The sequence below is a fragment of the Candidatus Nitrosopumilus sp. genome (genome assembly GCF_028278985.1).
In the GTDB taxonomy this organism is placed as follows: domain Archaea; phylum Thermoproteota; class Nitrososphaeria; order Nitrososphaerales; family Nitrosopumilaceae; genus Nitrosopumilus.
Map to the genome: position 1 here is coordinate 38,204 of NZ_JANQTA010000022.1, position 12,261 is coordinate 50,464.

The following is a 12,261-nucleotide window of genomic DNA, read 5'->3' on the forward strand; positions in this document are numbered from 1 at the left end:
CTTATCGTTCTTGGGTAGTTGGTCTAATCAATACTTCATTGACATTTACGTAATGAGGTGTTTCTACTGCATATAGAATTGCATTTGCTATATCTTCAGCGTGTAAAGCTTCCATCTTCTTTGCATTTTCAACAAATCCTTTTAGAGATTCATCTGTAATTGTGTCATTTAGTTCAGTGTCTACAACTCCAGGTTCAATACTAGTAACTCGAATGTTAGAGCGTACACTGAATTCCTGTCTTAATCCTTCACTAAAGGCTGCAATAGCATGTTTAGTTGCACAATATACAGTACCTGCTGGGAAAACGATTCTTCCTGCAACAGATGAGAGATTTACAATGTGTCCTGATTTTTTCTCTTTCATGTGAGTGATAACTGCGCCTGTACAATACAAAACTCCCTTAATGTTGACATCAATCATTCTGTCCCATTCATCAACTTTGAGATTCTTGAAGAAACTTAGAGGCATCAAACCTGCATTATTTACAAGAATATCAATTGAGCCCCACTTTTCTAAAACAGCTTTTGCAAAATTATCACATTCAGATCTTTGTGTAACATCTAATTTTTGATAAAATACTTCTCCACCATTTTCAGTAATTTTATTTGCCAAATCTTCTAATCGGTCAACTCTTCTAGCACCGATTGCAACTTTAGCACCAGCTTTTGATAGTGCCATGGCTGTTGCATATCCAATGCCGCTACTTGCACCAGTAATTATTGCAACCTTATCTTTGATCAATTTTACTCAATCAAAGTTAATTCCAACATCGTAAAAATGTTTAGTAAACAAAACCAAAAGTAAAGAAATCATTGGCAACTTTATTAAAAGAAAAATTCCAAATAATATTATGCAGTCTGAAAAATGTGCTTATTGTGGGGATTTAACTGATATGCCATTCCAATGTAATTACTGCAAAGATCCATTTTGTTCAGAACATAGACTTCCTGAAGAACATAGATGCGTAAAACTCAGTCAAATTAGAGCAAAAAGATTTGGAGAGAGAAAAGTAATCCGTGATGGAGGAAGAGACAGACCAAATATTTTACGTAGAATTTTTGGAAGATTCTAGTAAGGGCTTTTATCTGGAGAAATTTTTGCACGTCTTCCTTGATAGATTAAAGCTACTGCTAATGCAAACATCACCATAGCTGTAAGCGGGAAATTTTGTGGAGCTGGAAGAATAAACCAATAGTAAACACCAAATCCAATTGAAACTGCTGCTTGAATCCATAGTTTAATCCATTTAGGTGGTTTTACAATTCTGCTAACTCCTTCAACAGCAAAAATACCAATTACTGGATATATTGTGTAAAACAAAAAATCAATAACATCTACGCCTGTATGTGACATACAATATCAAAATATTTCAGGTATAATTTCTAGCTAATCTTCCCAGCGCACTTTGGTTGCAATATTTTTTGAAATCAGTGCCTGAGCATTTTCATATGGAATTGTTGCAATATCTTCAGTCTTAAAAGGACCATATTTTTCAAGATCAGCACCTACTAATTCGTCAACTTCTTTGAGGAATCTGATAACAACTTTCTTTGTTTTATGATTCTGAGATAATGATTCTAAAAATTTTGATTTTCCATTGATAGTAGCTGAAAGAATCATTTCAATTCTTTCAGATTGTTCTTCATGAGAATCTAGAATGAATTTTTCTTCATCAAGAAGATTTCCAAATTGAACATCAGAAGATTTGGTGATTTTTTCTAGTCTAATACGAATAAGTAATGATGTGAGTTCGGATGCCATCTCAATCATAGTATTTTTGATTTTACTTTCAACTCCATCAAATTCTTGTTTTCGTAAATTGCCAATGAATTCAGAGAGATTTCTGTAAAAACTAGGATCCATTTCTAAAATAGAGTCATTTTCTGTTTCTCGCAAAACAAGATGATGTAAAGAGTGGATATCTATTTGATTTGATTCGGACATTTCTTACCTAATCCTTAAATGCTGGATGTATTTGTGTTTGATTGAAGTATAAATTGCCCTATAAAGTCAGTCACGGAAAAGCAATTCAAGTATCATATTCACCTGACGAAGTTTTCTCTAGAATTCAACACGAAGGCATTCAATTCATCGATCTTCAATTTACAGGCTTAACTGGTCATTTTCATCATACTACAATTTCAGCTGATACTTTTACTCCTGAACAAATGAGAGATGGTCTTCCAAAACTTGATGGTTCATCAATTGTTGGTTTCACTAGTATTGACGATTCAGATTTACTTTTGAAACCAGATCCAAACACATTTGCAATTATTCCATGGATGACAGAAAACAAAACTGCAAGACTTCTTTGCGATGTTTATTGGGGAGAAGGCAGAGGGAGACTTTCAAGAGATCCTAGAGGAGTTTCTCAAAAAGCTGAAGAGTATATCAAAACTCAAGGATTTGATTTTAGTACATGGGGTCCTGAGGTAGAATTCTTTGTGTTTGATAAAGTTCATTGGGATGTACTAACACCTTACAAAGGACAGTCATATTCAATTGAATCTAAAGAAGCACCATGGAGCCAAGAAGGTGACGGATATCCAATGGGATTACAAGAAGGATACTATCCAAGTACTCCATCTGATACATTAACACCTTACAGAAATGAATGTGTAAATATTCTCAAGAATAATTTTGGAATTTTGTGTGATAATCATCACCACGAAGTTGCAACTGCAGGACAATGTGAAATTGATATCAAATATGATTACATGACAAATGCAGCTGATGCTGCCCAGTCTTACAAATATGTCATTAGAAATGTTGCTCAAAAATATGGTAAAGTTGCAACAATGATGCCAAAACCAATTGCAATGGACTCAGGTTCTGGCATGCACGTTAATGTTAGTTTGTGGAAAGGAAAAGAAAATGCATTCTATGATCCTGATGATGAAATTGAGTTGAGTCAACTGGGCAGATATTTCTGTGGAGGAATTGTAAATCATGCAAAAGCTCTATCAGCAATTTGTAACCCAACTACAAACTCATACCACAGATTAGTTCCTGGATATGAGGCACCAGCATACATTGCATGGAGTTCAGGAAATCGTTCAGCAATAGTTAGAGTTCCAAAACATCTCAAAGGCAAGAATTATTCTCATTTGAAGAGACTAGAGTTTAGAGCACCTGATCCTTCATCAAATCCATATCTAGTTTTTGCAGCAGTAACGGCTGCAGGCATGGATGGAGTTAAGAAAAAGATGGATCCTGGAGATCAAGTTAGTGAAGATATTTTCAAGATGACAAGATCTGACAGAGCTAAAAGAGGAATTGGTGTTCTACCAAAGAGTCTTGGTGAAGCATTAGATGAGTTGGAAAGTGATAGGAAATTCCTAAATCCAATTTATACAAATGATGTAATCGACAAGATTATTGAATTAGAAAGAAGAGATCAACGTGAGATTTCAATTAGACCACATCCTCACGAATTTTATCTATACTTTGATGTCTAAGCTCTTCCAGTAAATTGGAAGATATAGAACAGAGATATTCCCATTAAGGCAAATCCACCTCCAAGGAAGATTGCTCTTTTAGATTCAGAAGTGGCTGCTCTGTATAACAAAACTCCACCAGCTAAACCAACAAACAATACAAGAACACCAGCAATTACATTATCAAAACTAGTGTTAGTGATTAATGGATGGAAGAGTCCTGCTAATAGTGCAAAAAATGCAACAAGATAGACGTACTTGAAACCAGTTAATGCTTTTGAAGATGCTTTATTCAATGTGAATCGTTAATGTAGTAATCAAATAAACTTTTGAAGAATTTCAAACGAAATTACATCATACCGCCCATGTCAGGCATTCCGGGCATTCCACCCATTCCTGGCATGCCGCCCATACCACCCATACCTGGTGGCATTCCACCCTCAGCACCTGGAGGTGGTCCACCTGCAGATTTTTGAGTAGCAATTACATCATCAATTCTAAGAATCATACATGCAGCTTCTGCAGATGCAGAAACAATTTGAAGTTTAACTGCTAATGGTTCAATAATATCACTGGATTTCATGTTAGCAATTTTTCCTTTCATAACATCAATTCCAGTCCATTTTTCACCTTTTTGTTGTTTAGAGCGAAGAAGAGTAAGTGTGTCAATAGGATCCATTCCAGCATTTTCAGAAAGTGTCAATGGGATTGCTTCTAATGCATCAGCAAATTTCTCTGCTGCAAGTTGTTCTCTACCCTCAAGTGATTTTGCCCAGTTACGAAGTTTTGTAGCTGCATAAGTTTCAGGAGCACCTCCACCTGCTACAATTGATGGGTTTTCAATGACGTCTTTTACAACCATTAAAGCATCATGAACAGAGCGTTCTACTTCGTCAACTACTCTTTGAGAGCCTCCACGAAGAAGTAAGGTGACTGATTTTGGATGTTTGCAGCCTTCTACAAAGACCCATTTGTCTTCTTCAATCTTTCTTTCTTCAACAAGATCTGCTGTTCCAAGATCTTTTTCAAATAAATCATCAAGGTTTGTAACGATTCTTGCACCAGTTGCTTTTGCAAGTTTAGTTAGATCACTTTCTTTAATTCTTCTTACTGCAATAATTCCTGATTTTGCTAGGTAATGTTGAGCCATATCATCAATTCCTTTTTGACATAAGACTACATTTGCACCAGAACCAATGACCTTATCTACCATTGTCTTTAGCATTCTATTTTCTTCATCTAGGAATGATTTGAGTTGTTGAGGATTTTGGATGTTAATTTTTGCATCAGTTTCAGTTTTACTAATTTCTAAAGCAGTATTGATTAATGCTATTTTTGCATCACTTACTTTTCTTGGCATTCCGCCATGAACAATTTCTTTATCTAAAACAATTCCTTGGATAATCATAGAATCTTTGATTGAACCGCCAGCTTTCTTTTCTACTTTAATGTCATCAATATCTACATCATATGATTCTCCATCTTTCTCAGATACTGCAAGAACAGATTTAACAATAATATCTGCTAGTTGAACAGAATCATTTCTAACTAGTTTTGTTTGCATTGAAGTTTTAGCGATTTTATTTAGAATATTTTTATCATTAGCAGAAACTTGGTCGGCAATACTTTCAAGGAATTGTTTTGCTTTTCTTCCTGCTTTTCTGTATCCATCAACGATGATGGTTGGATGAACATCTTGATCAATTAATGATTCTGCATTTTCTAACAATGCACCAGCAAGTACTACTGCTGATGTTGTACCATCACCAACCTCATTGTCAGTGGTTTTGGAAATTTCAACTAACATTTTAGCAGCTGGATGTTGGACATCAATTTCTTTTAGAATAGTTGCACCATCATTTGTAATAGTAACATCTCCTAGTGAATCTACAAGCATCTTATCCATTCCACGAGGACCTAAACTGGTATGAACAATTTCTGCAATAATTTTAGATGCTGCAATATTGTTTTTTTGAGCATCTTTGCCTTTGGTTTCAGAACCGCCTTCTTTTAGAAGAACTACTGGCATATTTCCTTTTGAGGTAGCTTGCATACCCATAGTTGCAAAAACTCTGGATTCCCCTTTTATACCTTCCAGATCAAAATGGCTTCTTTTTCAATTTACTATCGGTGTTTTTAAATTGGGAAAATCTTGTTTCAAATTATGGCTAAATCACAAAATAAAGAATCTTACAATAAAATTTTCACAAAATTAAAAGAACATCACAAATGGTTTGAAAATTCAATTCCCTTGATCGCAAGTGAAAATATTCCAAGTCCTGCAGTTAGAGAGGCAGTAATATCTGATTTTGGAAATAGATATGCAGAAGGATGGCCTGGGGAGAGGGTCTATGCTGGATGTATCTACATTGATGATGTAGAGTTCGAGTGTATGAAATTAGCCAAAAAACTATACAAAGCAAAATTTGCCGACGTTAGACCAATTTCTGGAGTTGTTGCAAATCTTGCAGTATATTCAGCATATTCAAATCCAGGCGATGTAATGTTGGCACCTTCTATTCCAGCAGGTGGTCACATTTCTCATGGTAAAAAAGAGCATTCAGGTACAGCAGGTTTAGTTCACGGATTAGAAATTGAGTTCTATCCATTTGATGCAGAAGAGATGACAATCAATGTAGATAAAACAAAACAGAAAGTAAAGGATCTAAAGAAAAACAATCGTCTTCCAAAAATTGCAATGTTTGGAGGTTCATTATTCCTGTTCCCTCATCCAGTCAAAGAATTATCTGATTTTCTAAAAAGTTATGATATGCACATTAACTATGATGCAGCTCATGTTGCAGGATTGATTGCTGGAGGAAAATTCCAAGATCCGTTACGTGAGGGAGCTGATACAATGACAATGAGTACACACAAGACTTTGTTTGGTCCTCAAGGTGGATTAGTTCTAGGTTCCAAAGAACATGAAGAGCCAATTAAGAAAGCAACTTTTCCGGGATTAACCAGTAGTCACCACATCAATAACATGGCAGGTAAAGCAGTAGCTTTTGCTGAAGCTTTGGAATACGGTAAAGATTATGCTTCTCAAGTAATCAAAAATGCAAAATTCTTTGCAGAAGCACTAAGTGATGGAGGATTCAAAGTTCTAGGAGAAAGTAGAGGATTTACCAAATCACACCAAATAGCTGTAAATGTATTAGATTATTCAGATGGAGGAAAAGTCGAAGCTGATCTTGAAAAGGCCAACATTATTGTTAACAGACAATTAATTCCAGGAGATATCAAAGCTGGAAGAAACTATTTCCATCCAGGTGGAATCAGATTAGGTGTTTCTGAGATCACTAGACTGGGAATGAAAAAGAACGAAATGCAAGAGATTGCATCTTTCATCAAACAAGTAGTCATTGATAAAAAGGATCCAAAGAAGATTCTCTCTAAAGTAAAATCATTTAGAAAAGACTATCAGAAAGTAAAGTTCTGTTTTGATAGTAAACTAGGTGCCTACGAATACGTCAAATTGAGATAATTTAGGCATAATCAGTGAGTAAGGACTGATCTCCTTGACTTTTACCAAAAACTAATTCTATTTCGTCTGATAATGCATGAATTCTGCCTTTTTGATATTCACCTACATCATATTTCTCAACAAGTCTTTTTGCCAATTTGAGATATTTTTCAACTGAGCCTCTTGTAATTGTAGGAATTAGTTTATGGCCACAAACGCAAGTTTGAATTAAAGGCATTCTTCGATATGATTTTCCACATCCAGTACATCTAAAATTCTGTCTGGCATATGCTCTTAGATTTCCCATTATGTCTGGTACCAAATGTGTAGAAATTACATTTGAAACAATTTCAGATGTATTTACTGCATTAATCAGTTCTGCATTTCTTATTTGCATATCAAATTTGTCAAGCATTGAACCCAAAGTAGAATATGCACTTCTTGATTTTGAAGTGGTTAAAGATGAGGTGGTGTGAGTGAAAAAATAATCATAAAATTGTCTTTCAGTCTCTAATCGAGATTTTATGATTTCAACTGATTCAACGTCTGGGGCTTTGGTTTGTTCCAAAGTTGATTCAAAGAATTCCAGAGGAAGTGTTTTTGTGACCTCAAGATTGTGAGCTTGAGGTTGGGATTCATGTGGAAGTACAAGAGGCTGAACAAGTAGTGGAGCATCCATTAGACCACCAATTCTATCAGAAAGAAATTGTCTTGAAAAGTTAAGCAGGCTGTCCATTAACAGCATAATAGAATCTGCATCCCCATCAGCATCTCTTCTTTTAGCAGAGTGCCAGTTGGGAGTTCCAAAACAAACATGTGTTTCAGTATAACCGATAATTCTTCCTACAATTCCAACAGATGTGTGAGGAGCTAATCCGATAATTAGATGGCCAATTAATTCATCAGAATTTGTAACATTGTAGAAAGGAGATTTCTGGTAGAATTTCTCAAGTAGAGTATCAATATACTTGCAAGTTGAAACAAGATAATTTCCACTTTCATAGGGAATTACTACATCTTGCATTTTGAGTTCTAAGGTTTGTTCAGTATTTTCAAGTGGATTACCATCAATATCATGGGTGTATCCAAGACTGTGCAACTTTTCAATCGACGTTCCAATCCACGAAGGTTTGAACTGGGTTAATGGAGAGTTTGTAGCATCAAATCTAACAGTTCCATCTTTGAAGACAGTTAATCCAAATTTTTGACGGGTAAGACCTTTTTCAAGTGGTTCTGCTATTCGGTCTTGACTGATGAGTTCTTTAACACCTTTGAAAGGCTCTTGTGCACGAATTCCCATTTTTTGTTGGGCTGCAAGCAATCTATCCTTCAGAGGAAATTCCTTGTGAGAATGAGCAGGTGCCTTACGTTTACATTTTTCACAGTATGGCTCAGTTAGTGTATCGCGACAGTTTGAACATCTGTATGAAATTGAAGTTTTAGTTTCACATTTTGAGCATTTTATTCCAATTGAGGGTTCATTGCATTGTGAGCAACTTCGATTGAAAATATTTGTAAAAAAATGCTCATTTCTTGATGCCTTTAACAAGTCTCTGGTTGGTCCACCCTTGTCACTAATTGGAAACAACACGTGTGTAGGAGGTTTCATTTGTCGTGCAGCAGCCTTTTCTGGCCTTCCAATTCTTACTCCAATTGATGTTGAGTACTTGTTTCTGATTTGAATCCCTGAAGATTCTGAGATTATTTTTGGAACAGACAAATCAGAAATTATTGGTTTTTCTCTAAATAGTAAATTAAAGAAGATTTTTGCTTCTAGATTTTCAAGAGTTAAGAGTTCATTTTCAATTTTATGTGGAGTTCCAAGTTTTTCTAAAATTGGTTTTTTGGCTACAGAGTATTGGATTGATGAATCATTAACATTGATTGGATCAAGTAATTTCTCAAGTTCTTCTGCTGAAATTTTATCCCAGAAATACAGAAAAGCAGGATGTAGTGGAAGTTTAAAGTCTAAAGAGATTTTCAGGGCTTCATCGATTGATGGAATTTTTTGGAGGAATTGTTTTAGATATTGATCCTCAGGCTCGTATTTCTCAATTTTTTGCCTTAATTCCTCAACCCAGAACTCTTCAACATATGCTGATGGAACCAGTTGGGCATTATTTTCAAGAAAATCTCCAAATGAAATCAAAATATCTCCTAGGTGGAGAATTTTCTCAATTTCATTTTTGATTTGAATTCCGTGTTTTACATCTTGAATTTTTACGACATTTCCATTTTTTAGACGAACTATAGGAGTGTCAATAGAATCAACAAATGCTACAGTAGCTCCTTTTCCAGGAATGTCAATTTTGACTTGAGTTCCAACTGCAATTGTATGATCTAAAATTTCAGCAATTACTGGATGCAGACCTACAGCTGCAAAGCCGGTATTACAGGCTCGACCATATCTTAAACGAAATCCACCCAACTTGTTAGGCATAGAAAGCACAGATCTGCCGGTAATGACTTCACGCATCCTCTTGGCGGCAGCATCTTCTTGATTATCGCCTGTTTGAACGGCACCTTTAAGATCATTGAGCCATTCCCATCCATCTAAATTGTATAATTCGATTCTTTTCAGTAATTTCTTTGATCTTCCAATAAGACCGTCATTTAGAACACGTAATGCACCACCACGGACCCTATCAGTCTTGATTCGAGCCATAGATTTGTGATTTACAACCTCATATGGATCTGTATCAACACCATCCAATTCTACTGGAAGATTAGAAATTACATGTTCAATATCCTCATCAAGAATATGGAATTGGAAACTACTTGCTTCTCTTTCGTAGATTCTTAATTCTTCAACAAATCTTCCTGTTTCATCATCAAATGAATTGGCTTGGAATTTCGATATTCCAACTGCTTTTCTGACATGATCAGCAATCAACATTGTAACAGCTGATTCTGTTCCTCCAGCCGAACGCATTGGACCTGCAATAGATACTGAGAGATAATCTGAACCATCTTTGTTTTTCTTAATTTTCACTTCACTAATTCCTTGGAGAGGAGCAATGGTCACTCCTTCAGTAACTATTGCTAATCCTACTCTTACTGCAAGATCTAGTTTTTCTTCAAGAGTGGAGTCGGGAAGAGAGTATTTTCCTAGGGCAATTTCTTTGGATAAAATCAGAGCTGAGAGTTCCTTTCCATTGGTTTTGAGTAACTCACGGAGAGGCTCAGCAATGTCAATTTCGTGCATTTTTGCTACACGATCAGCAAGATCAAATGCGATTTTCGGCTCAATTATGCCTGATGAGTCAAAAAGGCTTGATTTTGCCGAGGCTGCATTCTCAAAAATAGTATAAGTTTCAGAAGATAGTTGTGAATAGTAATCCAAGTAATAATCTGGCATTTTGATGCCTTTAATTCTAGAAATAGCATCATTTTCAGACATAATACAGTCCTACTACTTGCTAGTTTGAATTGCTTTTGCTATATCTTGGAGTTTTTTCAAACTTCCGCCTTTTTCAAGGAATGTTCCAATAACAAGGGCATCTGCACCGGCTTTGGAGAGACTTTGGGCAGTTTTGACATCTTTGATTCCTCCACCAACTATCAAAAATCCGTTGAATGTTTTTCTGACAGTTTGGACCATTTCAGGTGTGACATTGGTCTTTGCACCAGAACCTGCTTCCAAGTAAACAAACCTCATTCCAAGGAATTGTGCAGCCAAAGAGTAAGCAGCTGCAATTTTTGGTTTTTCAAATGGAATTCCTCTTGCAGAGCCTACAAACCAAGCGGAAGTACCATCTCCAATTACCAAATATGCTGTTGGTAATGGTTCGAGTCCAAATTTGGCAACACTTGGAGCACCAAGTGCTTGAGCCTGAGTGATAAAGTATGGATTTTCTGAATTCATTAATGAGCTAAACAGAATTGCATCTGCATCAGGCACGACTCCTGTAACATTACCTGGGAATAGGATAATTGGGATTTTGATGCCTTTTTTGATACCTTTTACAACTTGGGCCATCTCAATTTGATCAGTAGCAGACGAGCCACCTACCAATATTGAGGAGGCACCGATTTTTTCTACATCTTTTGCAAGTTTTGCAGAAGCATCAAGATTAGAGACCTCTGAATCTATTAACACGAACAATAATGTCTTTTTTTTCTTTAATTCTGAATTTAGGAATGATTCTACTTTTCCAGCCATAAATGAGGTTTGTACATGACTCTTTAAAGTTTAATTGGAATACCGGTATACAGATTTGTATAGCTATGTCGGAGTTTGAAGGTTCTAATTTTAACAATATTATACGAGAAATTATCAAAAAATCACTGTTTACAGAGCGACAAATTGAAATTATTTTAAATCAGAAGGATCTTCTAGAATCAAAGTTTTCAATAACAAAAGGTGCGTATTACAGGCAAGTAGGACAGTCTAGAGACAAATTAATTGCATTATTCTACTCAATCATTCTTTTACGCGGTTTAGGCATACTTTTGCCTGATGATATTGATGTGATATCAAAACTTTCTGAACAGATTAGTGTGATTAATGAGAGTGATATATTCCCAGAACGTGAAGAAGAAGTGATGAGTGTGATAGATAGGCTCATTCGACAGGCATGTAATATGTGATGATGTGATTAAGGTGAGTTTGCCTTGCCTATGATAGTTGTGACAAAATGTGTGAGTTTGTTAATCTAAAGTGTGAATTAATGTTGTTCAATCACGATAAATCACAATATAGGCATAAAATTTGTGATGTTAGTAGAGATTCCTGACCCTGAAGTGATTTTAGGTGTGATTGTTGCATTTTTGGTAGGATTAGGTGGGTTGTATGGTTACTACAAGATTAAACCATTTATCAAATCTAGGAGTGAGATGACTGATGCATCACAATCTGAACGCCTAGAGTACTATGAAAGACAGTTAATTGATATGAAAATACGCCTAGACGCCCTGGAGATCCAAGGAATTGAACAGAAAACAGAGGATCCTAACATAGAACTAAAACAATTCTTAGAAAAGTTAGCAAGCAATCAAGTTCAAGAGCAGCCTGTAGAACAAGTTATTGAGGTACCAGAAGTTGAGGAAAAGCCTGTTTCCACGCCTAAAACTAGTCATGTAGAGTTTGCAAACCCTACAGATTACGTGTTGCACCTAATCACAAACAAAGCTATGACATCACGTGACATACAAATCACATTAAAGAGAAGTAGAGAGCATACTTCAAGATTAATGAAGAAATTATTTGAGGATGGATATGTTCAAAGGAATACAAATTCCAAACCATACACTTACTCAATCACTGAAAAAGGAAAAGCAAAGGTTGATGATGTTCAATCAGAACCTCAAATTGCATAAGAAAGTTTTTCAAGTTTTACAAAGTTCTAATCAAAGTA

The 12,261-nt window shown here is 35.7% G+C and carries 12 protein-coding genes; 5 read left to right on the plus strand and 7 right to left on the minus strand.

The genetic code is table 11. The features are described 5' to 3' along the window. Position 1: 1 nt before the first annotated feature. Positions 2-742, minus strand: coding sequence for an SDR family oxidoreductase (locus tag Q0941_RS07745; RefSeq protein WP_299292703.1), 741 nt, complete (start codon positions 740-742; stop codon positions 2-4). Positions 743-851: 109 nt separating this feature from the next. Between Q0941_RS07745 and Q0941_RS07750 the strand changes: the two genes are divergently transcribed. Beyond that, positions 852-1,073, plus strand: a complete 222-nt coding sequence (locus Q0941_RS07750) for an AN1-type zinc finger domain-containing protein (RefSeq protein ID WP_299292705.1) — start codon at positions 852-854, stop codon at positions 1,071-1,073. On the opposite strand, the gene Q0941_RS07755 is transcribed toward Q0941_RS07750, so the two are convergent. Both Q0941_RS07755 and Q0941_RS07760 read right to left on the minus strand, forming a co-directional pair. Then, on the minus strand, positions 1,070-1,354 hold the full coding sequence (locus Q0941_RS07755) for a hypothetical protein (protein ID WP_299292707.1): 285 nt from the start codon (positions 1,352-1,354) through the stop codon (positions 1,070-1,072). The genes Q0941_RS07750 and Q0941_RS07755 overlap by 4 nt on opposite strands. Before the next feature lie 33 nt (positions 1,355-1,387). Then, positions 1,388-1,945 carry a hypothetical protein gene (locus Q0941_RS07760; protein ID WP_299292709.1) on the minus strand — a complete coding sequence of 186 codons (558 nt, stop codon included), beginning with the start codon at positions 1,943-1,945 and terminating at the stop codon, positions 1,388-1,390. Between the two features lie 53 nt (positions 1,946-1,998). Between Q0941_RS07760 and glnA the strand changes: the two genes are divergently transcribed. After that, positions 1,999-3,459, plus strand: a complete 1,461-nt coding sequence (glnA, locus tag Q0941_RS07765; protein WP_299292711.1) for a type I glutamate--ammonia ligase — start codon at positions 1,999-2,001, stop codon at positions 3,457-3,459. Here glnA and Q0941_RS07770 read toward each other — a convergent pair. Both Q0941_RS07770 and thsB read right to left on the minus strand, forming a co-directional pair. Then, positions 3,456-3,734 carry a hypothetical protein gene (locus tag Q0941_RS07770; protein WP_299292713.1) on the minus strand — a complete coding sequence of 93 codons (279 nt, stop codon included), beginning with the start codon at positions 3,732-3,734 and terminating at the stop codon, positions 3,456-3,458. The two genes, glnA and Q0941_RS07770, sit on opposite strands and share 4 nt — an antisense overlap. A gap of 53 nt (positions 3,735-3,787) precedes the next feature. After that, complete coding sequence (thsB, locus tag Q0941_RS07775; protein WP_299292715.1) at positions 3,788-5,497, minus strand: thermosome subunit beta; 1,710 nt, start codon at positions 5,495-5,497, stop codon at positions 3,788-3,790. Between the two features lie 105 nt (positions 5,498-5,602). Between thsB and glyA the strand changes: the two genes are divergently transcribed. Then, positions 5,603-6,925 (plus strand): serine hydroxymethyltransferase, encoded by a 1,323-nt coding sequence (gene glyA, locus Q0941_RS07780; RefSeq protein WP_299292717.1) that lies wholly within the window; start codon positions 5,603-5,605, stop codon positions 6,923-6,925. Between the two features lies 1 nt (position 6,926). Here glyA and Q0941_RS07785 read toward each other — a convergent pair whose 3' ends face one another. Then, positions 6,927-10,304: a DNA polymerase II large subunit gene (locus Q0941_RS07785; protein WP_299292719.1), complete on the minus strand. Its 3,378-nt coding sequence runs from the start codon at positions 10,302-10,304 to the stop codon at positions 6,927-6,929. A gap of 12 nt (positions 10,305-10,316) precedes the next feature. Further along, a complete protein-coding gene (locus tag Q0941_RS07790) occupies positions 10,317-11,066 on the minus strand; it encodes a geranylgeranylglyceryl/heptaprenylglyceryl phosphate synthase (RefSeq protein ID WP_299292721.1) in 750 nt (249 codons plus the stop codon). Between the two features lie 65 nt (positions 11,067-11,131). On the opposite strand from Q0941_RS07790, the gene Q0941_RS07795 reads away from it, so the two are divergent. Both Q0941_RS07795 and Q0941_RS07800 read left to right on the plus strand, forming a co-directional pair. Beyond that, positions 11,132-11,494, plus strand: a complete 363-nt coding sequence (locus tag Q0941_RS07795; protein WP_299292723.1) for a hypothetical protein — start codon at positions 11,132-11,134, stop codon at positions 11,492-11,494. A 126-nt stretch (positions 11,495-11,620) separates the two neighbouring features. After that, positions 11,621-12,223 (plus strand): winged helix DNA-binding protein, encoded by a 603-nt coding sequence (locus Q0941_RS07800; protein WP_299292725.1) that lies wholly within the window; start codon positions 11,621-11,623, stop codon positions 12,221-12,223. Positions 12,224-12,261: the final 38 nt, after the last annotated feature.

Excerpts from the sequence above, each read along its gene's own strand:
- Q0941_RS07750 (WP_299292705.1), top strand. The coding sequence starts at position 852 with ATGCAGTCTGAAAAATGTGCTTATTGTGGGGATTTAACTGATATGCCA.
- Q0941_RS07755 (WP_299292707.1), bottom strand. The coding sequence starts at position 1,354 with ATGTCACATACAGGCGTAGATGTTATTGATTTTTTGTTTTACACAATA.
- Q0941_RS07760 (WP_299292709.1), bottom strand. The coding sequence starts at position 1,945 with ATGTCCGAATCAAATCAAATAGATATCCACTCTTTACATCATCTTGTT.
- thsB (WP_299292715.1), bottom strand. The coding sequence starts at position 5,497 with ATGGGTATGCAAGCTACCTCAAAAGGAAATATGCCAGTAGTTCTTCTA.
- glyA (WP_299292717.1), top strand. The coding sequence starts at position 5,603 with ATGGCTAAATCACAAAATAAAGAATCTTACAATAAAATTTTCACAAAA.
- Q0941_RS07785 (WP_299292719.1), bottom strand. The coding sequence starts at position 10,304 with ATGTCTGAAAATGATGCTATTTCTAGAATTAAAGGCATCAAAATGCCA.
- Q0941_RS07790 (WP_299292721.1), bottom strand. The coding sequence starts at position 11,066 with ATGGCTGGAAAAGTAGAATCATTCCTAAATTCAGAATTAAAGAAAAAA.
- Q0941_RS07795 (WP_299292723.1), top strand. The coding sequence starts at position 11,132 with ATGTCGGAGTTTGAAGGTTCTAATTTTAACAATATTATACGAGAAATT.
- Q0941_RS07800 (WP_299292725.1), top strand. The coding sequence starts at position 11,621 with ATGTTAGTAGAGATTCCTGACCCTGAAGTGATTTTAGGTGTGATTGTT.